We start from the raw sequence: 22532 nt of genomic DNA, 5'->3' as shown, positions 1-22532 counted from the left end.
CGGTCGGCGTGGCTCAAGGAATACATGGCGGGGAGGCAACTGCGACAGCATGCGATGATCGACTGCCACAGCGTTCCGGCCACAAGAAACAGAACGGGTGAAACGCGCAAAGGGACAGCGCTCTCGTGCCCCTTGCGCTTGAAGCGGTATCAGATACCCAGGCAGAGGTATTTGATTTCCAGGTAGTCCTCGATGCCGTACTTGGAACCTTCACGGCCCAGGCCCGAAGCCTTGATGCCGCCGAACGGCGCGACTTCGTTGGAGATCAACCCGGTGTTGACGCCAACCATGCCGTATTCCAGGGCTTCGGCCACACGGAACACACGGCCCAGGTCACGGGCATAGAAGTACGAAGCCAGGCCGAACTCGGTGTCGTTGGACATCGCGATCACTTCGGCTTCGTCTTTGAAGCGGAACAGCGGCGCCAGCGGGCCGAAGGTTTCTTCCTTCGCCACGGCGGCGTTTTTCGGTACGTTGGTCAGGATGGTCGGCTCGAAGAAGTTGCCTTCCATCTGCTTGCCGCCCGCCAGCACGGTGGCGCCTTTGCTGACGGCATCGGCGATGTGTTCCTGGACCTTGGCGACGGCTTTTTCGTCGATCAACGGGCCAGTGGTGGTGCCGTCTTCCAGGCCGTTGCCGATCTTGAGCTTGGCCACTGCGGCCTTGAGTTTTTCGGCGAACGCGTCGTACACCGAATCCTGGATGTACAGGCGGTTGGCGCAGACGCAGGTCTGGCCGTTGTTGCGGTACTTGGAAATGATCGCGCCTTCGACGGCCTTATCCAGGTCGGCGTCGTCGAACACAATGAATGGCGCGTTGCCGCCCAGTTCCAGGGAGACTTTCTTGATGTCCTTGGCGCATTCGGCCATCAGCTGGCGACCGATCTCGGTCGAGCCGGTGAAGGACAGCTTGCGCACGGTCGGGTTGCTGGTCAGCTCGCCGCCGATGTCGCCGGCGCTGCCGGTGACCACGCTCAGCACGCCTTGCGGAATACCGGCACGGTGCGCCAGTTCAACCAGGGCCAGGGCCGAGAACGGGGTTTGCGAAGCGGGCTTGATGACCATGGTGCAACCGGCAGCCAGGGCCGGGCCGGCCTTGCGGGTGATCATCGCTGCCGGGAAGTTCCACGGGGTAATGGCGGCGGTCACGCCGATCGGCTGCTTGATCACGATCAGGCGCTTGTCGGGCTGGTGGCCAGGAATCACATCACCGTAGATGCGCTTGGCTTCTTCGGCGAACCATTCGATAAACGAAGCGGCGTAGACGATTTCGCCCTTGGCTTCGGCCAGCGGCTTGCCCTGCTCCAGGGTCATCAGGCGACCCAGGTCGTCCTGGTTTTCGATCAGCAATTCGTACCAGCGGCGCAGCTTGTTGGCGCGCTCTTTGGCGGTCAACGCACGCCAGGCCGGCAGCGCCTTGTCGGCGGCTTCAATCGCACGACGGGTTTCGGCAGCGCCCATCTTCGGCACCGTGCCCAATACTTCGCCCGTTGCCGGGTTGGTGACCTTGATCGTCTGACCATTGTCCGCATCGACCCAAGCGCCATCGATGAAGGCTTGCTGGCGGAACAACTGGGTGTCTTTAAGCTGCATGTCGGCTTTCCTTAACAGCACCGCGCGCACGCGGAGCGAATTAGAGTTGTAGAAAGGCGCCTTATGGGCTGCCGTCAGGGAAATCATTCACCGGGCTGAAGCACAGAAATAACGCACATAAGCACAGACGTGCGGTTCAGCACCCAGACAAGAGCGTTTGAAATCTCAAACGAATCCTAGGGCCGATGGGGTTCGAGGACAATAGGCTGTTCGAAAAAAAGAACGAAAAAGCTGCATTTGCCTGTTTTTTCTGATCAGCGTAGCCAACAGCCGCGGAGCGAGGCAGAAACAAACGGCAAATCAGCAGCATGGACGCCTGCCATGCTTATGAGTATCATGGCGCCCGCGTTGCACCAGTAGCTCAGCTGGATAGAGTACTGCCCTCCGAAGGCAGGGGTCGTGGGTTCGAATCCCGCCTGGTGCACCATACATGGAAAATCGAAAAGCCCCAGTCCTCGCGGATTGGGGCTTTTTTGTTGCCTATTTTTTACTCAGCGCTGACGCAACGCCTCCAACCGCGCAGGCAAATCCTCCTTGGGAAAGCGCTTGTGCAACGCCAGCAGCTTCTCGTCAGCGGCCTTGCTGTCACCCACCTCGCGCAAACGCAGGATTTCCATCAACCCCTGTTCCAGCGACGGCAGCGCAGCCGGTGCGGCCTTGCTCATTTTCGCGGCGGGTTTTTCCGGCAGGGCCTGGTCAGCGCTTGCCGGAGCTCGGGCCAACTCGCCCTGGGGCGCCATGCGGACGATCGGCGCGGGTGCGGAGATGGCTGGCGGTGGTGCGGCGGCAACAGCAGGCTCTTGCCGGTTGGCGGAAAATTCCACGGATGCGAGTGGGGACGAATGATCCTCGGGAACGGGCGAGCGCAGCACCAGCCCGATCATCAGCGCCACACCGGCGACCGTGGCGAATGCCATCTGCCAACGTGGCCGCTGACAGGCGTGCAACCAACGCTGCCACAGGCTCGGCGCAGGCGTCGGCGCTTCACGGCGGGCAGCGGCCAGGATAAAGGCGTCCAGGGAAGGTGGCGGTTCGCCGCTGGGGTGCTGGCGGAAATGCTCGAGCAGCATTTCGTCGTCGGCATCCGGCGTGTGTTTGCGGTCGATCATGCGGGTACCTCCTCGGCCAACAGTCGGTGCAATTTCTGTTGGGCGTAACGCAAGCGGCTCTTGACCGTTTCCAGCGGGGCGCCAGTCAGCGCAGCAATTTGCGGCAACTCCAAGTCGCCGTGCAGGCGCAGCAGGAAAACCTCCCGCTGATCCTCGGGCAAGGCCTGCAAGGCGGCATCGAGCCGTGCCTGGTCGCGGCTCAAGCTCAACTGCTGCTCGGGGCTGCTGGCGTCGTCGGGCTGGACGTGGAGTTGCTCGTCATAGCTGTCGTGCAACGGATTGTGGACACCGTGTTTGCGCCAATGGTCGATCAGACGGTTGCGGGCAATCTGGAACAACCAGGTGCGAAAACTCGCCCGGCCTTGTGGCTGGGTGGCGCTGCGGATCAGGCTGAGCCAGGTGTCCTGGAAGATTTCCTCCGCCAGTTCGGCCTTGTTGCTCAACGACACGAGAAAACGATAAAGCCCCTGCCGATGACGGGCATACAGGACTTCGAAAGAAGCCCCGTCGCCATTGCGGTAGCGGGCCAGCAACGCTTCGTCGCTAGGTGAATCAAGCGCTGCGGGCATGTGGGGGGCGAACTCCTTTCGATGTAGAACACGGCCTGCCGATTGTAGAGGACTCTGTGGGAGCCGGGCTTGCCCGCGAAGGCGGCGTGTCAGGCGAAACGTCTGTGCCTGACACGCCGCCTTCGCAGGCAAGCCAGCTCCCACATTTTGATCCTCGTTATGCGCAGGATCAGCGCTTGGCCGCAGGCTCGAGGCTCTGGGCCAACTCCACCAACTGCACGAACTCCGAGCGCAACCCAAACGGATCATCGCCGCGGGCCGAGCGCGCCAGTTGGGCGGTGTCCTTCAGGCTCATCGTGCCAGTGTAGCGTCCATCGCCCTTGAGCTGCTGGGCAAAGGCGGCCACGGACGCGGCGAAGCGCAGGTCATCGCTGGGTTGTTTTTCGCTCTGCACACTGGCAATGGGATGCTCGATCAAGCGACTGCTACCGCCCTCGACCGGTTTGTAGCGTACACGCAACATCGCCAGTTCACCGGACTTGCCGTCCGACTTCGGCGCGTTGCCATAACGCAGTGGTTCCAACCAGCCCGGCGTGCCCTTCGGAACGATTTCATACAACGCCGTCACTGTATGCCCGGCGCCAATCTCGCCCGCGTCAACTTTGTCGTTGTTGAAATCCTCACGCTTCAACGCGCGGTTCTCATAGCCCAGCAGTCGATACTCACTGACCTGGGCCGGGTTGAACTCCACCTGCAACTTCACATCCCGCGCCACCACGGCCAAGGTGGAGCTGAGTTGGTCCACCAGGACCTTGCGCGCTTCGAGCAGGTTATCGATGTAGGCGTAGTTACCATCGCCAGCGTCAGCCAATTGCTCCATCAAGTGTTCGTTGTAGTTATCCACACCGAAGCCCAGCGTCGTCAGGGAAACGCCGCTCTTGCGCTGATCCGTCGCCATCTGCTTGAGGCTGTCGAAGTCGCTGATGCCGACGTTGAAATCGCCATCGGTGGCCAGCAGGATGCGGTTGATGCCGTTATCGATGAAGCTCTCCCGGGCCATCTGGTAGGCCAGCTCGATACCCGAGGCGCCCGCGGTGGAACCACCAGCATTGAGCTGGTCGATGGCGTTGCGGATTTTCACCTTGTCGCGACCCGAGGTCGGCTTGAGCACCACCCGGGATTCGCCGGCATAAACCACCAAGGACACGCGATCCTGGTCGCGCAATTGATCCACCAGCAGTTTCAGCGTGCTCTTGACCAGCGGCAGGCCTTCACGCCGGTCCATGGAACCGGACACATCCACCAGGAACACCAGGTTGGCCGGGGCCAACTCCGCTACGGCGCGATCGGACGCCTTGATGCCGATGCGCAACAAACGGGTATGGGGATTCCACGGCGACGGGGCGATTTCGGTCGTTACGCCAAACGGCGAGCCATCGGTGGGCAAGGCGTAGTGATAAGGGAAGTAATTGACCATCTCCTCCAAGCGCACGGCGCCCTCGGGCGGCAGGCTGCCCTGGTTGAGGAGACGTCGCACGTTGGCGTAGCTGCCGGTATCGACGTCCACGCTGAAGGTCGATACTGGCGTCTCGGCGACGCTATGGACGGGGTTGTCCGGCAGTTTTTCGTATTGTTCGCGGGGCTCGGCACGGTAACCCTCGGCAATGGAATCGCTCGCCACGCTTGGGGCAGGCATCGCTGCCGGTTTCATGAGCATGCGCTTGACCGTCGGCTGACGCACTTCGGCGATCTCGCCTTGCGGTACAACACTGGGCGCCACGACCACCGGTTCCGCCGGCTTGGCAGTCTCCCGGGACGAAGACAACCCACAACCGGCCAACGTCACCAGCATCGTGACAGCAAAGCCCTGGGCGGCAGGACGCATAAAAGAAAGTGGACGGGACATGGGCTGAACCTCGTGAATGGATGATCCGTACGCAAGGTCAGACGCGAGGCCTGTGCGGTTCGGGTTAACCGCCTGAAAATAATTTTCTGAGTGTTCGCAGCCCTTCCTCAGCTTGATGCTTTTGCAATTCCCCTCAAGTTACCGCCTCCCGAGTCGAGACACTAAAGTGCCATCACCCCTATAAGGACATTCCGTGTTCAAAACGTTCCTCAAGGCCACCGCCCTGGTCGCCACCCTGTCGATGACCGGCTGCGTGTCATACACCGTCACCGGCCCGGTGGGCGCGCCACAGCACCCTGCCCCTGTCAGCAGCCCACGTATCGCACAAATTGCCGATGTCGCCGTGACTGCCCCCGATGTCAACGATGCCACCCGCACGGCCATCAGCCGCTCGCTCACCGCCCAGCTCAATCAGTACGTGCAGACCGGCGGCTACTTCAAGCAGGTCACCGAATACCCGACGCGCCTGGGCGAGAATGACGTGTTGCTCAAGTTCGACATGACCTCTCTCAAAGGCCATCGCGCTCCGCATCCGGGCTATTTCCCCGGCGCGTTGCTGACCCTGACCATCTGGATCTGGGTGAACGGTCCTATCTACGTCGACAGTTTCGACGTCGCAGGGAACCTGAGCATCGTCGATCGCGACGGCAAGGAACTGGCGACCGCCAAGGAAGAGATCAAGCTTGAACGCAACGTAGGCCTGTATGGCCGCGAATACTGGGCACCGACCATGGGTGCACAGCAACTGAATCAGTTGGTGGCGCAACTGCTGGACAACGCCACGGCGCGCCTGGCCAAGCAATAATTCCTAGGAGCAGGACACCATGGGTTTCATCAAACACAGTTTCATATTGGCCGCCGTGTTGCTGACGGGTTGCGTGTCTTACTCGCAACACGAGTTGCCGGACGTTAAAACCTGGCCGCCTGCCGCTGCCACCACAGCCTCCAAGCCAACCGCCTTCGTGCGCACCACTGCGCAGAACCAGGTCAACAGCGGCCCGGCCGTCGCTGCCTCGGGCGCCCAGGCCACCGCTTGGGAAAGCTCGGTGACCGAGACCTTCCGAGACTCCGGACGTTTCGCGCGGGTCAGCACCGACAAGGTCGAATCAGACATCTACGCCGAAGCCACCTTGAGAAACAATGAACAGTTCAGCATGGCTTCGGCCATCATCACTGGCGCTACGTTTTTCGTGATCCCGTCCACAGCCGAGAATACTTTTACACTCGAAACTGTGTTCAAGGACAAGGATGGCAAGGAACTGGGACGTGTGCAGAAGAGCGAATCGGTACGCACCTGGATGCACTTGGTGCTGATCTTCGGTATTCCGTTCCAGCAGGACACTCGTGACGTCGTGCAGGCGCTGACACGCAGCACTTTGGAAGAGGCTGTACAGCGGCGGTTGCTGTAACCAAGCATGATTGGCGAGGGATTTTTCCCTCGCCAGCAGACGCCAGCCTGACGGATCGGCTCACTCAGCCCCGAGTTCCACCACTGTCTTCCCTTGCCTCCGCCCCTCGGCGACCTGAGCGAAGGCTTCGTTGACGTCCTCAAGGCCAAACCGGGTCTGATCCACCTTGATCCGCAACTGCCCAGCCTCAACCAGCGCCGCGGCCTCCCGCAAGATATGACCGTGATGCGCACGGCCCTTTCCGGTCAACAGCGGCATCAAGGTAAACACCCCGGAATAACTCGCCCCCCGGAACGACAAGGGCGCGAGGCTGTGCTGGCCCCAGCCCAGGCAACTGAGCACATGGCCGGTGTAGGTCTTCACTGCGTTGAACGAAGCATCAAGCGTCGCGCCGCCCACGGTGTCGTAGACAATGTCGAAACCTTCGCCGTCCGTGTGCAGGCGGACGTAGCTGTCGGTGTCCTGGGCCCGGTAATCGATGGGCGTTGCGCCCAGCTCGCGGATGAAATCCAGGCTGCTGGCCGAGCCGGTGGCATAAACGTCAGCGCCCCGGGCCTTGGCGATCTGCACGGCGATTTGTCCGACGCCGCCCGCGCCGCCATGGATCAATACCTGTTGGCCGGGATGGACATTGGCTCGATCGACCAGTCCTTCCCAGGCCGTGATGAACACCAAGGGCAAGGCTGCCGCTTCACGCATGCTCAATGCGCGGGGCTTTGGCGCGACCAGTTGTGCATCGACGGCGATGTATTCGGCCAATGCACCTTGAGCGCCACCAATCCCACCGGCCATGCCGAACACTTCGTCGCCAATAGCGAAATCGACAACGCCTTCGCCCAGCTCAACGACAACGCCCGCCAGGTCGATGCCCAGGACCGCAGGAAGCGGTTGCCGGGCATGGCCACCCGCTCCCGCTGCGATTTTGGTATCCAGCGGATTGATCCCGGCAGCGTGCACTTGGATCAGGAGCTGTCCCTTGCCAGGAGTGGGCCGGGCGATGTGGCGGACGATCAACGGGGCCTGAGCGGTTTCAGCGACGGCGGCAAACATGGTGTTGTTCATGACGGTAAACCTCCAGTGAGTGGGCAGGTTCATCATGGGCGCGCCGACGCATTCCGATAAGTCAGCAATAATGGATAGGATTTATTCCAGCAAAAGGCCAAATCCTATGGATCTGTTCGAGGCAATGCAGGTATTCGTAAGGGTCGTGGAGCGCGGCTCGTTCTCGGCAGTGGCCAGGGAGCTGAACCTGGGCCAACCGGCGGTGAGCAAGCAGATCCGCGCGCTGGAACAACACCTTGGCGGCGCGCTGTTCGCGCGCAGCACCCGCCATCTCGCGCTGACCGACCAGGGGCAGCATTTCTACACCGAGAGCAAGGACATACTCGCTAGCCTGGACGCGGCACGCCTCGGTTTCGCCAATGGCCAGGAACAGATCGCCGGCCCCCTGCGCGTAACGGCCCCAGTCAGCTTCGGACGACTGTGCATCGCGCCCCTGGTGGGCCAGTTTCTGGCGCGTCACCCACAGGTCCGGCTCGACCTGCGGCTGAGCGATCAGAACGAAGATGTGTTGAAGGAGAATATTGACGTTGCCATTCGCATCGGCGCAGTGAAAAACGAAGGGCTGGTGGCGGTTTCCCTGGGGGGCAGTCCTCGACAGGTATATGCCACCCCCGCCTATCTGCAGCAGTACGGAAGCCCCCTTCGGCCAGCCGATCTGGCCCACCACAACTGTCTGGCTTTCACGCTGCTGGAGCATTACGACGTCTGGCGATTCGAGCGTGGAGCCGAGCAATACCAAGTGACGATCAAGGGCAACGTCACCAGCAACAGCAGCGAAGCGATCCGGGAAATGGTGCTGTCCGGTCTCGGTGTTTCGCTTTCCCCGCAATGGCTGTATGCCGCTGATATTCGCCAGGGAACGGTAGTCCCGCTGCTTGCCGATTACCAGCCACTGACGCTCCCCATCAACGCCGTGTTCAGCCACGACCGACGCCGCTCGGCGCGCACCCGGGCCTTTGTGGATTTTTTACGCGAGTGTCTTTAAAAAGACCGCAGCCAAATACTTGTAAGTGTCAAAGGCGATGCTGGAACTTCGGGCACTTAACCTTGCCAGGCGGTGAATTCTCATAAAGGCCCAAACCTTAGACGTCCATTCCAATAAAACTTAGCCACCTGTCGCAGACGGGAATCTCGCAGTCAAGACCTAGATTGGGTCTTGCTCGATAGCGAGTGGACAAGCTGGCTCAGATCCGCGAGGTTTTGATCAGAGCTCGCCGTATCTTCTTGCTGGCGCAGTTTATGAAATAGCTCGTATTGCGACTCGGCATGCTGCTTGGCCAGGTCATGAGAAATTTGGCCCGCGTTATCCAGAATTTCGCGGTCGTTCAATTTCAGGAAACCATCAAGCTTTCTCAACCACTCAGCCATGGACATTGGAATACGACGCATGGCTTGGCCTTCCGCAAACACCAGGTATTGCTCGACCAGATTGTTCAAAGCGCTAAGTTCTTCTGCCGAGAGGTAGTTTTTAGCATTCGAGATATCCTGTTTGCGAACCTTGGCACCGCGCCAGTTGGTCAGGCCCATGTGGGGTTTACCACTGTCCGCACGATTGTGAATAAGCTCGGCCGCAGTCTGCCCGGTAATTGCCCAGTGCACTTTGTTTTGTAGTCTTGAAGAAGCTGATGCTGGCTTCCTGAGTCGGGTCGTAGTCCACACTGGTGGCGTAGATGTCAGTAATCTTCTGGTAGAAGCGTTCTTCGCTGGTGCGAATATCCTGGATGCGCCGCGTCAGCTCTTCAAAGTAGTCGAACGGCTGATCGGGATTTTTCAGGCGCTCGTCATCAAGCAAAAAGCCTTTGACTATGTAGTCACGCAACTGCCGGGTGGCCCACTGACGGAAGCGCGTTGCCGTATGGCTTTGTACGCGATAACCCACGGAGATAATGGCGTCCAAATTATAGTGCTTGAGATTGCGCTTTACCTGGCGCGTACCTTCCTGACGAACTACTAAGAAATCCTTAGTGGTTGCGTGTTGATCAAGCTCTCCCTCGCTGAAGATGTTCTTCAGATGCATCAACACGTTCTCTGGCGTGGTGCTGAATAACTCTCCCATCAAGGCTTGGGTCAACCATACGGTTTCATCGACAAAGCGCACGTCCAACCGGGTTCGCCCGTCTTCGCTCTGGTAGATGATGAACTGCGAGGTATTGGCGTTATCCGTGCTCATATCTCAACGACTCCGACTTGGTCAGCAGCGCGATCAGTTCCAAATGTAGCCCCCTCAATATTCCTGTGTAAGGAGCCTGACGAATGCACAACCTCTTCAATCACTAACTGCGGTGGACAATTCATATTCTTCTTCCGACGCGCCTGGCGGGAAGCGCCGTTCGAGGTAGCCTTCCGACAGCCAGCCCGCTATATAGCTTTGCGCTGTTCCCAGATGCTCGCCTCGCACGCGAAGCTCTTCTAGTTCCCGCTCGATACGCTCATGGAAGATGGATGCGGGCAGACCCCGCTCGCTTTCGTACAGATGGGTCTGGAGCAAGCCCAGGGTCAGCGGCCCATGATCGGAGGCCAACAACCGCCACAATGGCTGGGTCCGCAACCGACGAAACGTAGCAATGGTTGTACTGGCTTTCATGCAAGGCTCCCCGACAGAAGAGATGCCCATGGTAAACACAATGTGCGTTGAATCTACCTCGAATCAGGTCGGTTCATACTGTTTCAGAAAAGGCCTACAACAAATTTTGCGGATTGTAGTCAGGGTTCCGACGCTAACGCCGAACCATAAACACGCTCACCCCGCCCCGGGAAATACGCCGCCGCGGTCACGCCCACCGCCCCCATCACCACGCAATATCCGACGCACACCCACGGGCTCCATGGCACCAGCGCAATCAACACCAACGGCGTCATGCTGGCCCACAGCGCGTAGGCGATGTTGTAGGTGAACGAGATGCCGGACACGCGAATCTTCGGCGGGAACAGGCTGACCATCACCGATGGCACCGCGCCGACCACGCCACAACCCAGCCCGGCCACTGCGTAGGCCAGGCCCAGCCAGGCACTGCCACTGATCAGGCTGGCATAGAGCACGGCGATGCCCAGGGGCAGCAGCAGGCTGTAGAGCATGACGGTGCGCCAGGCGCCAATGCGGTCGACGATGAGGCCGGCCAGGACGCAGCCGATGTTCAGGAAAACGATGCCGAGGCTGCTCAGGGCGAAGGTGTGGCTGGGGGTCAGGCCGAAGCTTTTCTGCATCACGGTTGGGGTGATGACGACGAACACGACCACGGCGGAGGTCAGCACGCAGGTGAGGATCGCAGCGGGCAGCAAGGCGTGGCGATGGTCGCGCAGGACCGTGCGCAGCGGCAGTTCCGCCGCCCCCTCACGATTGGCTTGCAGCGCCATGAAGATCGGCGTTTCGCTGAGCCAGCGGCGCAGCCAGACGCCAATCACGCCGAAGACGCCGCCCAACAGGAACGGCAGGCGCCAGGCGTAGTCGAGGATTTCCGTCGGGGTATAAATCCGCGCCAGCGCGGTGGCGGTCAGGGCGCCGAGCAAATAGCCAAAAGTCAGGCCCGCCTGGAGAAACCCCAGGGCATAGCCACGATGTCGCAGCGGCGCATGTTCAGCGACAAAGACCCAGGCACTGGGCACTTCGCCGCCCACCGCCGCGCCTTGCAGGATGCGCAACGCCAGCAACAGCAACGGGGCGAAATAGCCGATCTGCGCGTAAGTCGGCATCACGCCGATGAGCAGGCACGGCAAGGCCATCATGAGGATGCTCAAGCTGAACACCCGCTTGCGCCCCAGGCGATCGGCGAAGTGCGCCATGAGAATTCCGCCCAAGGGCCGGGCCAGGTAGCCGGTGGCGAAAATCCCGAAGCTTTGCAGCAGGCGCAGCCACTCGGGCATCTCTGGCGGGAAGAACAGCTGGCTGAGGGTCAGGGCGAAAAAGACAAAAATGATGAAATCATAGATTTCCAGCGCACCGCCGAGGGCGGCCAGGCCCAGGGTCTTGTAGTCGGATCGGCTGAACCGCGCGTCTGGCAGATGAGTCGAGGCAGTCATAGGCAAGTTTGAAAGTGAGTGGAAAGAAGGCAACGGCTCAGGCAGCGGGATCTTTGTCCACGGGCTGCGCCGGCGATTGGCCTGGCTCGGCGTCTGCGGCCTCGTCAGCAGGCAGGAAATCCTTGCGGCTCTGGGCGATGGCCCGGCGTATCTCGTCGCCCTTGGTGGGGCAGTTCTTGAGGCGGGCGATGCCGTCGGTTTTCTGCGTCATCGCCATCCTCCGGCATGAGTGAACACGGGCCGATAGTGCTCGCTTTTGGCGCTCGATGCCAACTTCCGTGACGATTGGGGCTGCTGTGCTGCAGCCCTGCGGGAGCGAGCGCCCTCGCCCCGGGTTTATGCACGATCAACGGTGATAGCGGCGCACCACGCTGCTGTTGCGCAGTACATGGCCGTTGAGTTTTTCCATCAATTGGGTGCGAGTCAGGCCGGCGGGCAAAGCTTCGGGCGGCAGGTCCAGGGCGAAAATCTGGATCAGGTAATGGTGGGCACTGTCGCCAATGGGCGGGCACGGGCCGATATAGCCAGGGGTGTTCTTGCTATTGAGACCGCTCATGCCTTCCAGCGAGGACTTGGTGCCCGCGCCTGCTGGAATCTGCCGGGTGCTGGGCTTGATTCCATAATGAATCCAATGATCGACACCCTGCCCCCGCTGGCCGTCGGGGTCGAGCATGACGATGGCATAGCTGAGGGTGCCCGGAGGACCAGCGTTCCAACTCAAGGCCGGGGAAATATTCTTGCCGCCGCATTTGTTGGCGTCACTGGCGGCCGCTGCGGTGAAGAGGCGGTCGTCCGACACACCGGGAATGCTCAGGGTAAAACGCTCTTCAGCCTGGACCCCTTGTGCGCACAGCACGAGGGTGACGGCCGCGAGCCAGGAGGAAAGGGAAGTCAATCGGGTCATACCGGGCACCTTGAATGCGGTTCAGGCCATGGACGGCCTGCGAACTATAGCCGCAGCGCCGGCCCGGTTGCAGTGACAATTACGCTGAACCTCACTCCAATTGCTCGACTCCAACGGGAAACGCCTGCCGGAGAACGACCATGCCCATGCATCAAGTCGCCCGCCTCGCTGATGTGCGAGAGGACCGCGGCCTCGAAGTCAGCCTCAATGAATCACCCGTCCTGCTGCTGCGGGCCGGCGGTCAGGTGCGGGCATTCCAAGGCAAATGCCCACATGCCGGCGCACCGTTGGCCAAGGGGGCGGTGTGCCACGGCCGGCTGATCTGCCCGTGGCACAAAGCGGCATTTCGCGCCGAAGACGGCGCCCTGTGCGAACCGCCGGCCCTCGACAGCCTGGAGCGTTATCACGTGGAGGTGCGCGGCGACGAAGTCTGGGTCGATGACCAACCACTGCCGGCCGAGAAAATCCCGCCGGCCGATGATCCGCGTACCTTCGTCATCATCGGCGCCGGCGCGGCGGGCACAGCGTGCGCGGCTGCGTTGCGCGAGAAGGGTTTCGGTGGGCGGATCCTGATGCTCGACCGGGAAGCCGAGGCCGGCTATGACCGCACCGTCTTAAGCAAATATGTCCTGGCTGGCGACATGGCGGCGGACAAGACCCCGCCCCTGCGCGATGAAACTTATTTCACCCAGCAACGCATCGAACGGCGCCATGGCGAGGTCACGGACCTTGATGTGGGCGCGCGCCTGATCCGCCTCGCGGACGGCGAAACGTTGAGCTACGACGCGGTGCTCCTCGCCACCGGCGGTGTGCCCAAGACGCCCGGCTTGTCGGGGCTCGACCTGCCGAATGTTTTCACCCTGCGCTCCTTGGCCGACAGCCGGCAGATCCTCGACCGTACCCAGCCGGGGCAACAGGCGGTGATCATCGGCGACAGTTTTATCGCCATGGAGGTTGCCTCCTCCCTGCGCAAACGCGAACTGAGCGTCACCGTCCTGGCCCGTCATCCGGTGCCGTTCGCCAAGCAGTTCGGCGACAGCATCGGCAAGGCGATCCTGGCAAGGCACCGCGCCAATGGGGTGGTGTATCACAGCGAAGGCGAAGCAGCGCGAATCGAAGGCACGGGCAAGGCCGAAGCCGTGGTGCTGGATAACGGCCAACGCTTTGCGGCGGACCTGGTCATCATCGGTGTCGGCGTGCATCCGGCCACGGAGCCGTTCGCCAACCTGCCACGAGAGAATGATGAATCGTTGATCGTCGACGACGGCATGCGCGTGACCGATGGCGTATGGGCCGTGGGCGACATCGCGACCTTTCCCCTCAACGGCCAGCCCCGGCGCATCGAACATTGGCGCCTGGCCCAGCAACAGGCCCGGATCGCCGCAACGAATATGCTCGGTGGTGAAGAGCATTACCTGGACGTGCCGTTCTTCTGGACGTATCACTTCGGCAAGCGCTACGACTATCTGGGCCACGCAGAGGAATGGGATGAGGTGCAATTCAAAGGCACACCCGAGCATCCGCCCTTTATCGCGCTGCTCGGCAAGGACGGCCTCGTCGCGGCAGTCGTGGCCTGCGATGAAGGCCGGGCCATGGCAGCACTGGCCCAGCGCATGAAACAACCGCTGCCCGTGGATGAGGCTTGGCGGCTGGTTCGGGACTTTTCGGCGTAGCTTGTCTTTAAAAACGCCACAAAACCTGTGGGAGCGAGCTTGCTCGCGATGGCGTCTGCTCGGGCAGCAACACGGTTGCCTGACACTCCGCTATCGCGAGCAAGCTCGCTCCCACAAAGAAATAGTCGCAGCTGCGCTTACGCGGAGTGATCCGCCGGTAAATGGATCACCCGTGGTCGCTCCAACGGGGCCAGGGGCGGCGGCTGCAAGTCCGGGCTCAGCAAATGGAAATGCGGCACCACGTGGCTGATATCCCCATCCTGATTGTTGTGGATGATCTTCGACCCAGGCTGGCGCAAGGTTTCCAAGCGTTCGTCGGTCAACTTGAAACTGGCGCTCAGGCCCTGGTCGTCCACGGCCGGCCTCGGCAGCCGTCGCTGGGCAAAGCTACGGCTCTTGCGCTGTTGATAACGCGCCCAGGTGATCAGGATGATTGCGTTGACCAACGCGATCCAGCCGTAGATCTGCAACGTCCCCAGGGTGTCGAACAATGAACCGCCCAGGCGCGGGCCGGCGTGACTGTCGAACAGCGGCCACAGCCCGTTCACCAGTAGATACAACAGCCCGACCCACGCCAGCACCGTAAAGAGCACATCGATGACCACCAGAAAGGGTCGCTGCCGGGTCCTGATAATTTTCATCGGATCACTTCCTCTTCTTCGTCATCGAACGGTTTGATCCCGCGATCCGGGCTGACCCAGCGGGCACGCTTCTGATGCTGGCCGAACAACACCTTGGGGAAACTCACCAGGGTGGTGAAGAGGCTGATCAGCCAGAACACCAGCGGGTACCAGACCACCCAGAACATGATGTGCCACAGGCCTTTTTCGTAGCGGCGGTCGATCAGGATGCTCACCGCAAACTGCATCAGGCACACCACCGCCAGCAGCAGCCCGGTGAAGGCCGGCGGCATGAGGTGGTCCACTGCGATAGCCGCAGGCATCTCGACGAATTTACCGGCGCCCCAGAAGATCACCGACAACAGGAAGGTGAACGCCCAGCCGGTGGACAGGCAGTATTCGAACAGCAGCGGCCACAGGTAACGGTGACGGTATTGCCAGATACCGCGGATATTCTTGAACAGCACCTCGGCGCCACCCTGGGCCCAGCGCAGGCGTTGCCGCCAGAGGCCGCGCAGGGTTTCGGGCATGAGGATCCAGCACAGGGCGCGGGGCTCGTAGAAGATGCTCCAGTGGTCCAGTTGCAGTTTCCAACTGATGTCGATGTCTTCGGTGATCATGTCCGGGCTCCAATAGCCGACCCGGTGCAGGGCCGTGCGCCGGAACGCGACGATCACGCCGGACACGGTAAAGATCCGCCCGAAGACTCGCTGGGTGCGCTTGATCAAACCGATGATCGAGGAGAACTCGCCGACCTGGACCCGGCCCACCAATGTCGAACGGGTGCGGATGCGCGGGTTGCCGGTCACCGCGCCGAGGCGGGCGTTATCCAGCATCGGTGCAACCAGGTAGGCGCAAGTGTTGGGCGCCAGCAGCGCATCCCCGTCGATGCACACCAGGTATTCGCTGCGTGCAGCAATGGCGCCCATGCGCAGGGCCACGGCCTTGCCCTGGTTTTCCGCCAGGTGCAGCACGCGCAAACGTGGGTCCTCGGCGGCCAGCCGGTCGAGCACTTCGGCAGTGTTGTCCTTGGAGCCGTCGTTGATGGCGATGACTTCGATGTTCGGGTAATGCTGGCCCAGCGCGGCGTGAATCGTGTCGGCAACGTTGTCGCCTTCGTTGAAACACGGGACTAGGATGCTGATCAGCGGCTCGCCGGCCAGGGGCGGCGGCAGCGTGTCGTCCTTCCATGGCCAGTGGCGCTCCCAGTGCAGCCAGAAATACAGGCCACCGGCGATCCACAGGCCGGACATGAACAGCGGGTAGAAGAACACGAAGTCCATCAGGAATTGCCCGGTGACCAGGAAAATCAGGCCCAGGGGCACCCCAAGGACAATCGCCAGCACCAGGACGGCGAGCAGTCTGTCGAACATGTCAAGGATTCCACTTGTTGGAGAGCGCAGGCCGCACGGCTTTCACGGCGGGCTGGTCTTCGATGAAGTTGTCCGGGTAGTAACCGAAACTGGTCACGCCCTGACGCTTGAGGCGCCCCATCCAGTCGGCCAGTTGTTCGCCTTCGATGTCGGCCACCGGCTTGCTGTGCCAGTCGCGGGCTTGCAGCTCGAACACCGTACGCTTGAGCGCACCCGGGCGGGCCTTGATGGTTTCCACCAATCGCTCGAGCCAGGGGCCCGATTGCTCGCGGGTCTGCCCTTCCATCAATGGCATGGCCATCGGTGCAGTCCAGTCGTACGCGGCGAGAAAATCGTCGAGGTTCTGGGCGAACCAGGCTTCGCTTTCCGGGTTGAGCATCGGCTCGGCAAAGATATTGCGCGCCGTGCGCACCTGCGGGCCACGTATCGCCCGGACCTTGGCGGTGAGCTCGGCTGTGAAATCGATCAGGTAGCGGCTCTTGAAGCGAGTCCAGCGCTGCATGGCAGCCGGGTCATCGCGCAGGGCGGCGATGGATTGCGGCAAGCCGTGGGCGGCATAGACTTTCATCGCGGCGGGGCTGGCGTCCTCGAAGTCGGAGAACACCGCGTCGTCATGGTAAAGAACACCATCCACCGAGCTCATCCGCGCCATGTCTTCGTAGATTTCGCCGATGACCTTGCGCACGTTCGGGTCGAATGGCGACAGGCGCACGTACTGGTCCGGGGCGACACCGGTCTTGCCGGTCTTCGGATCCCAGCGCAGCACGCGGGGCAGTTTCGGGTCCAGGGCAAAGCTGAGCACCGGCATCCAGGCATAGACCTTGACGTTGGCCCGGGTACGCAATTGCCATGCAACCCGGTCAAACAGATCGGCGCGCACCGGCAGATGACGGTTGGGGAAGTACAGGGAGTGGACCAGGCCGTCACCTTTCGGGTCGGCGAACGCCTGCAGGAACACCGTGTTGGCGCCCAGGTCGTAGATGCGCTGGACCAGTTTGCCGACGTTGGCTTCTTGCTGCGCCGGGTCCGAATCGTAGACGTAATCCAGATCGACGTGGACCACCCGCATCGGGTCGATCGTTTGCACGGAAGAGATGCTTTCGGCGAAGTGCGCGCCGTCCGGATCGGACGACACCAGGAAACGCGGGCCATCCATCAGGTTATCGAGGCTGTCGAGACCATCCTCCAGAGTCAGCGCCATCTGGTAGCCCTCGCTGCCGATGACCTGCAACGCAGTGCCGTCGGCTTCGCCATAGGGCCAGACCCAGACGCGCGGGCTGTAGCCGGCAACCTTGCGGATCTTTTCGGAAATGGCCGCCACATCCTTGCGCATGCGAGCCTGGAAATCGGCCTCGTTTTCGTAGCGACCAGTCGCAGGATCGTAGTGCCGGGTGGTCGCGGCGGGTTGCTGGTTGCCTTGCGGGTTGGCGAGGATACCTTTGTGATTGGCGTCGGTGTGGGCGGCAATTTCCACCAGGCCCGACTTCGAAACCTCACGAACCTGCTCCCACGTCAGGAACTCGGAACGCTTGCGCGGCACACCAGCAAAATCCACCGATTGGTCCTGCGGCGTGTCGACCCAACTGCCGACCGGCGCCAGGATGGCCGGCCAGTTATAGGCGCGCAGGATCGGCATGACGCGGGTGTAGAAGCTCGAGTAGCCGTCGTCGAAACTCAGCAGCACCGCGCGCGGCGGCAGTTCCGGGCCGCCATTGCGGGCGGCGATGATCTGGTCGACGGTAACCGGCTGGTAGTTGTTTTCCCGCAGCCAGGCCAACTGTTCGATCAGGCGTTCGGTACGCACGGCCACGAGAGCCTGGTCGGGGTCGAGATCCTCGACATCGTGGTAGGCGATGCCAAGCACGTGGTTTTTCGGCCACGGCGCGTCGTTGGCCGCCACCGGCCGTTGCGAAGGTGGTGTGAACGCCGGGGCTTGCTGGGCACAAGCGCTGATCAGCAAGACTCCCAGCAGAAGGATGAATCGCGAAATGACGGGCATTTTCAAACTCTTCTAGAAGCGGTAGGTGAGGTCGACAAGCAGGCGCAGATCGCTTTCACGATCGCCGTCGTAAGGGCGGTTGAGCCAGCTCAGCGCGGCCCCGGCTTCGAGCACGTCATTCCAGAGCAAACGCTGGCCGTAGCTGAGCAATCCCATCGCACCGGTGCTGTAGTCACGCTGGCTGTAGGTACCGGCGCCGGTCTGGAATTGCTGGCTCCAGGTGGTTTCGTAACGGCGGTACAACACATGGTTGGCGGTCACGGTCGGCATGACGCTGAAGTCCGATTTCGGATTGAAGTACGGCACTTCGTTGGAACCGCTGTTGCGGCTGGCACCGACTTCCAGACCCATTTCCACTTGCAACCTCGGGGCGCTGTAGAGGCCTTCGCGGCCGGTCAGCAAGGTCTCGAGGCGGTTGTTGCCGTCGCTGAAGTGCGACGGGCTGACAGCCAGTCGCCATTCGCGGCTCTCATTGGCCCGCCAGCGGACGAAACCGCTTCCGCCATTGGCGCGGATACCGCTGTTGAGAGCCCGCAACGGGGTGTCGGCCGAGAGGTAATCCAGGCTGCCGCCGTACTGCCAGTGGTCGTTGATGTCCCGAGCCACAGCCACACGTGCACCCTGCTTGTCACCGGAGCCATACGAGTGATTGGAGACTTCCGCTTCCAGGGTCATGTCGCGGGTGCGCCGCTCGACGCCCAGGCGCTGCCAGCGATGATGACCGGTGCCTTCCTCGAAATCGCCAGTGGCGTAGCCGGCACCACCGAACAACCGCCAGTCCTCGTCAATGGGCGGGCTGTAGAGCAACGTTTCAATACCAAAGTCCCGGCTGCCGGTCACCGCACCAGCATCGCCATTGCCACCGCCAAAGCTCTTGCCGGTGTAGGCTTCGATGCGCAATTCGGCCATGTCGTGAACTTCGCGCTGGCGTTGCAGGCGCTTGACGTGGGCGTTCTCCGGATAGCGAGCGACGACGTCGTCGGTGAGCGCATCCATCTGCCGCCACTCCTGCAGATCCATCGCGGCGCGGGCCTGGGCGATTTCCAGATCGCGACTACGCGGCGTCGTCGCCTCGACTTCCTTGAGCAGGTTCTCGGACCGGCGCGGCCAGTCTCGGGCCTGATACAGATCGGCCTGGGCCAGGCGCAAACCGATGTTGCCGGGGCCTTGATAGACAAGGTCGTTCAGGCGCGCTTCGGCGGAAGGCAGGTCAGCGCCATAAGTGCCCGCCTGGGCGGCGAGTTGCTGAGCGTCCATCCATTCGTCGTTAGGGTTGCCGATCGGCATCCCTTTAAGCTCCACGCGTGACGGCTGTGATTTCGCCAGATCCTCGGCAAGCGCGCGTGCTTCTTCGGAGCGTTCACTTTCCAGCAAAGCGTAATAGAGCGCCGTGCTGTCTTCGAAGCGATCCGCAGGGTCGGCATCGGGCGCGGTCAGTACGCGACGATACAGATCGATGGCAATCTCCGGCTCCCGTTGCTCCAAGTAGGAAGAGGCCACCCAACGCAAGGCATAAGTAGGAATGCCGACGCCTTCAGCGACCAGTTTCTGGTATTCGGCAATCACCTCTGCCCGGCGAGCCCGGGCATTGAGGGCACCCATGCGGTCGATCCGCCAGCGCAGGACGTCCTCATGGGCCTCGGCCACCGGGGTCCAGGTGGCGAGCAGTTTGTCGTAATCAACCAGGGCGCGATCCGCGATGACGAAGCGATCCTTTTCGCTGCGGCTGGCCATGTCCGCCAGGCGCACCCGCTCGGCCGCTACATCGCCTTCAAGTCGGCGCTGCACGCCACGGTCGATCAGCCCGGGCTGGAGACGGGCCAGGCGCAGGGCCGGCTCCGGCAACCGGGCACGTTGCAGTGCATAGATATACTCGCGCGCAACCTCAGGCTTGTGACTACCCGCACGGGTGAACGCCTGGTCGTATTCAAATAGCGCTTCGTGGGGATTATTGGCGCGGGTCAGCGCATAACCCAAAGCCAGACGGCGCATTGGATCGTCAGGTTTGGCGGCAACCAGCGCCTTGGCACGGCTGACGGCTTCATCAGGCTTGCCAGCATCGGCCTGGGTCAGGGCCAGGCCCAGTTGCAGATCGGGATTTTGTGGATCGATCGCCAGTGCGCGGCGATACAAATCGGTCGCCGAATCCCAACGCTTGAGGTTGCGATAGGACCGCGCCACAGCCGTCAGCGCCTGGACCGGCAGGTCGTGATAGCGGCCCTGGGTTTCATAGACGGTCGCCACCTCGGCATCGAGGCCAGCCCAACTGGCAATCTGCAGGTGATCACTGATCTGCGCGGTACTGGCCTGGCCGGCCGATAGCTGGCGCAACACGGTCAATGCAGGCGTGTAATGACCTGCACGGGCGTCGAGCACTTTCTGGTCATAGCCAGAATCGGCCAACGCCACAAGCGGCCAGCACAATTGGCTGCACAGCGCGACGCGAAACAACGGGCGCAAACCGAATTGAATAAAAGGACCCACAGTACGCGGCATTCGTCAGCATCCTTACATGGCCAGCCGGGTCGCAGTGCCCCCTTGCCCATCAAACAGGAGGCCGGGTCAAAGGAACCCAGCCAAGCTCTAACGGGCCAAGTCTGGCACTGCGCGGAGGGTCATCTTTCAGAACGCCATAATTCTTCAGAATCCATGCAGATTTCAGCGTGGTACTTTTTCACAGGCAAAAAAAACCGACCGTGCGCAATGCACAGGCCGGTTTGGGGGACTGTTGAAGCGGGATTACTGAATGGCGACGCCGCCGCCCAGCTTGCTCATCACAAATGCCGAGAACTGTTCAACGGTCATTTTCTGGCCGTTGAAATCGACTTGATTGTTGGCGTAATGCAGGTTGGTGACAACATCGTTCCCTTCCAGCTTGGCCAGCTCCGTACCCACTGCCATGGCACTGAACATATCGCTGGTGGCGGTGGCCTGGTCAGCGATCAGCTTGGCATCGGTCTGACCTTCCATCTGCGCCTGCACAGTCAGCAGGTCCACCAGCATCGGCTTGGAGACTTTCACCTTGAATTCCAGCAGGGCAAGCAGTTGGCGGCCCAGTTCATCAGGCGGCAAGTCCATGGATTGCGGCTTGGCCAAATCGACGACCAGGCTCGCGCGGCTTTCACCATTAGCGGTATTGAACGACAGGTTCTCCAGGGCGACTTGTGGAGCGCCTGCCAGGAGTTTCTCCAGATCAGCCTTGACCTGTGCCTCTTCCGCCTCGGTCAGGTTCAGCTCTGGCGCTGGCTCGCCCGCTTCAGCCGCTTCGGCAGCGGCTTTTTCGTAAGGCTGCAGCTTGGCTTGGTAGACCTGCATCAGCGACATGGTTGCTGGGATGTCCAGATTCTTGAGGCTTACCGCCATTTGCGCCGAACCGATGACTTTGTCGTTGAACGACAACTCACCGATCTTGTAATCGGCACGGCCCGAAGCGCTGGTGCCGTTTTCGGAGCTGTTGTTCTTCATTTCGAAGTTCTTCAGGCCCAACACCGATTTCTGCTCGCCGAAGCTGGTCTTGCTGTTGCTCAGCAACAGGGTGTTATCACCCATGTAGTAGCCATAGGTGCTCTTGGTCAGGTTACTGGCCAATGTCAGGCCGCTGAACTCAACTTGCACCGGCGTCTGGTCTTCGGCGACGGTGGTCAGTTTGAAACTGTCCATATAGCCATCGACCTTGATCTTTTGGGCTTGGGCGCTGGCAGCCACGTCGATCTTCAGGCCTGAAAAGATGAGCTGGGATTGTTCATCCAGCTTGGTATCCAGGGGCAGCAGCTCGAATGTGCCGTTGGTGGATTGATCGTAGCCCAGGTTGAACACGCCTTTGAGGGGCGACTTGTCCTTGGCGGCAACGAACCACTTTTCGGTCAGCGGGGTGCGCTCAAGCTCGGTGTGACTGGTGGCCATGACTGGCAGCCATTTGAGCGTCATCAGGCGGGAAAAGGGCAGCGGACCATGTTCGATGTTATCGACGAACAGCAGTTCGACCGGTTCGCTACCAAACATCTCGCCTTCGCCCTTGAGACGATAATGCGCGGTACTGCTGAATGTTCCGCGATCCAGGGAGACCAGTTCGATCGATGCAGTGCCATTGGAGCCGGCCAGAGCCGTTTGCATTTGCTTGTTGCTGTCGGCAATAGCGGTATTCAGCACTCCTTCAAGCTTCGTGCCGGTATACCAGGCGCCACCTGCGCTGACGGCACCGATAACCACAACGATTCCGAGAAGTACGCTTGCTGATTTATTCATGAGTGACCCGATCGTTATTCCATGGTTGAAAAAATCGTCGTCTTCCTTGACCCGCAAAGGGCTATGGCTCGACGCTGTAAAAGTGGTGGGGAGATTAGCATCAGGCAGGCACGC

Annotated in this window: 18 protein-coding genes, 1 tRNA gene and 1 pseudogene; 5 read left to right on the top strand and 15 right to left on the bottom strand. The window is 61.1% G+C overall.

Features of this window, described 5'->3' with window-relative positions:
* Positions 1–149: 149 nt before the first annotated feature.
* Entirely contained in the window at positions 150–1592 is a 1443-nt protein-coding gene (gene gabD / locus KSS97_RS01825; RefSeq protein WP_030142194.1) for an NADP-dependent succinate-semialdehyde dehydrogenase, read from the bottom strand.
* Between the two features lie 350 nt (positions 1593–1942).
* On the opposite strand from gabD, the gene KSS97_RS01820 reads away from it, so the two are divergent.
* A tRNA-Arg gene (locus tag KSS97_RS01820) sits at positions 1943–2019 on the top strand.
* A gap of 64 nt (positions 2020–2083) precedes the next feature.
* On the opposite strand, the gene KSS97_RS01815 is transcribed toward KSS97_RS01820, so the two are convergent.
* From KSS97_RS01815 to KSS97_RS01805, 3 genes are all read right to left on the bottom strand, one after another.
* The gene (locus KSS97_RS01815; RefSeq protein ID WP_217860884.1) at positions 2084–2701 is read right to left on the bottom strand and encodes a hypothetical protein; all 618 of its coding nucleotides are present in this window, start codon (positions 2699–2701) and stop codon (positions 2084–2086) included.
* Positions 2698–3270 carry an RNA polymerase sigma factor gene (locus tag KSS97_RS01810; RefSeq protein WP_030142196.1) on the bottom strand — a complete coding sequence of 191 codons (573 nt, stop codon included), beginning with the start codon at positions 3268–3270 and terminating at the stop codon, positions 2698–2700. The genes KSS97_RS01815 and KSS97_RS01810 overlap by 4 nt, the downstream gene beginning before the upstream one ends.
* A gap of 169 nt (positions 3271–3439) precedes the next feature.
* Complete coding sequence (locus KSS97_RS01805; protein ID WP_198798014.1) at positions 3440–5116, bottom strand: vWA domain-containing protein; 1677 nt, start codon at positions 5114–5116, stop codon at positions 3440–3442.
* Positions 5117–5357: 241 nt separating this feature from the next.
* Here KSS97_RS01805 and KSS97_RS01800 point away from each other — a divergent pair, with 241 nt between their 5' ends.
* Together KSS97_RS01800 and KSS97_RS01795 are read left to right on the top strand one after the other, a co-directional pair.
* On the top strand, positions 5358–5921 hold the full coding sequence (locus KSS97_RS01800; protein ID WP_407684462.1) for a hypothetical protein: 564 nt from the start codon (positions 5358–5360) through the stop codon (positions 5919–5921).
* 19 nt (positions 5922–5940) lie between these two features.
* On the top strand, positions 5941–6525 hold the full coding sequence (locus tag KSS97_RS01795) for a hypothetical protein (protein WP_217860882.1): 585 nt from the start codon (positions 5941–5943) through the stop codon (positions 6523–6525).
* 60 nt (positions 6526–6585) lie between these two features.
* Here the strand turns inward: KSS97_RS01795 and KSS97_RS01790 are convergent, their stop codons facing one another.
* A complete protein-coding gene (locus KSS97_RS01790; RefSeq protein ID WP_217860880.1) occupies positions 6586–7587 on the bottom strand; it encodes a zinc-dependent alcohol dehydrogenase family protein in 1002 nt (333 codons plus the stop codon).
* Between the two features lie 106 nt (positions 7588–7693).
* Between KSS97_RS01790 and KSS97_RS01785 the strand changes: the two genes are divergently transcribed.
* Positions 7694–8572 carry a LysR family transcriptional regulator gene (locus KSS97_RS01785; protein ID WP_217860878.1) on the top strand — a complete coding sequence of 293 codons (879 nt, stop codon included), beginning with the start codon at positions 7694–7696 and terminating at the stop codon, positions 8570–8572.
* 152 nt (positions 8573–8724) lie between these two features.
* On the opposite strand, the pseudogene KSS97_RS01780 reads toward KSS97_RS01785, so the two are convergent.
* The 5 genes and pseudogenes from KSS97_RS01780 to KSS97_RS01760 all read right to left on the bottom strand — a co-directional run bounded on the left by KSS97_RS01780 (position 8725) and on the right by KSS97_RS01760 (position 12508).
* Positions 8725–9604, bottom strand: a pseudogene (locus KSS97_RS01780) (virulence RhuM family protein).
* A gap of 249 nt (positions 9605–9853) precedes the next feature.
* Positions 9854–10171, bottom strand: a complete 318-nt coding sequence (locus KSS97_RS01775; RefSeq protein ID WP_030142202.1) for a DUF3375 family protein — start codon at positions 10169–10171, stop codon at positions 9854–9856.
* A 119-nt stretch (positions 10172–10290) separates the two neighbouring features.
* A complete protein-coding gene (locus KSS97_RS01770; RefSeq protein ID WP_198798010.1) occupies positions 10291–11604 on the bottom strand; it encodes an MFS transporter in 1314 nt (437 codons plus the stop codon).
* Positions 11605–11641: 37 nt separating this feature from the next.
* Positions 11642–11815 carry a hypothetical protein gene (locus KSS97_RS01765; RefSeq protein WP_181290589.1) on the bottom strand — a complete coding sequence of 58 codons (174 nt, stop codon included), beginning with the start codon at positions 11813–11815 and terminating at the stop codon, positions 11642–11644.
* A gap of 135 nt (positions 11816–11950) precedes the next feature.
* Positions 11951–12508 carry a YbhB/YbcL family Raf kinase inhibitor-like protein gene (locus KSS97_RS01760; protein WP_030142204.1) on the bottom strand — a complete coding sequence of 186 codons (558 nt, stop codon included), beginning with the start codon at positions 12506–12508 and terminating at the stop codon, positions 11951–11953.
* Between the two features lie 140 nt (positions 12509–12648).
* On the opposite strand from KSS97_RS01760, the gene KSS97_RS01755 reads away from it, so the two are divergent.
* Complete coding sequence (locus KSS97_RS01755) at positions 12649–14181, top strand: FAD-dependent oxidoreductase (RefSeq protein ID WP_217860870.1); 1533 nt, start codon at positions 12649–12651, stop codon at positions 14179–14181.
* A 137-nt stretch (positions 14182–14318) separates the two neighbouring features.
* Here the strand turns inward: KSS97_RS01755 and pgaD are convergent, their stop codons facing one another.
* The 5 genes from pgaD to KSS97_RS01730 all read right to left on the bottom strand — a co-directional run bounded on the left by pgaD (position 14319) and on the right by KSS97_RS01730 (position 22418).
* Entirely contained in the window at positions 14319–14822 is a 504-nt protein-coding gene (pgaD, locus tag KSS97_RS01750; RefSeq protein ID WP_217860868.1) for a poly-beta-1,6-N-acetyl-D-glucosamine biosynthesis protein PgaD, read from the bottom strand.
* Positions 14819–16174, bottom strand: a complete 1356-nt coding sequence (pgaC, locus tag KSS97_RS01745; protein ID WP_198798007.1) for a poly-beta-1,6-N-acetyl-D-glucosamine synthase — start codon at positions 16172–16174, stop codon at positions 14819–14821. Before pgaC ends, pgaD begins: the two co-directional genes overlap by 4 nt.
* Before the next feature lies 1 nt (position 16175).
* Positions 16176–18173 (bottom strand): poly-beta-1,6-N-acetyl-D-glucosamine N-deacetylase PgaB, encoded by a 1998-nt coding sequence (gene pgaB, locus KSS97_RS01740; RefSeq protein ID WP_217860866.1) that lies wholly within the window; start codon positions 18171–18173, stop codon positions 16176–16178.
* A gap of 12 nt (positions 18174–18185) precedes the next feature.
* Positions 18186–20669 (bottom strand): poly-beta-1,6 N-acetyl-D-glucosamine export porin PgaA, encoded by a 2484-nt coding sequence (pgaA, locus tag KSS97_RS01735; RefSeq protein ID WP_217860864.1) that lies wholly within the window; start codon positions 20667–20669, stop codon positions 18186–18188.
* A gap of 243 nt (positions 20670–20912) precedes the next feature.
* Entirely contained in the window at positions 20913–22418 is a 1506-nt protein-coding gene (locus KSS97_RS01730; RefSeq protein WP_030142211.1) for a YdgA family protein, read from the bottom strand.
* Between the last annotated feature and the right edge of the window lie 114 nt (positions 22419–22532).

The organism is Pseudomonas alvandae (assembly GCF_019141525.1).
GTDB lineage: Bacteria > Pseudomonadota > Gammaproteobacteria > Pseudomonadales > Pseudomonadaceae > Aquipseudomonas > Aquipseudomonas alvandae.
Note: the sequence above shows the minus strand (reverse complement) of the source record. Positions and strands in the feature narration are given on the sequence as shown.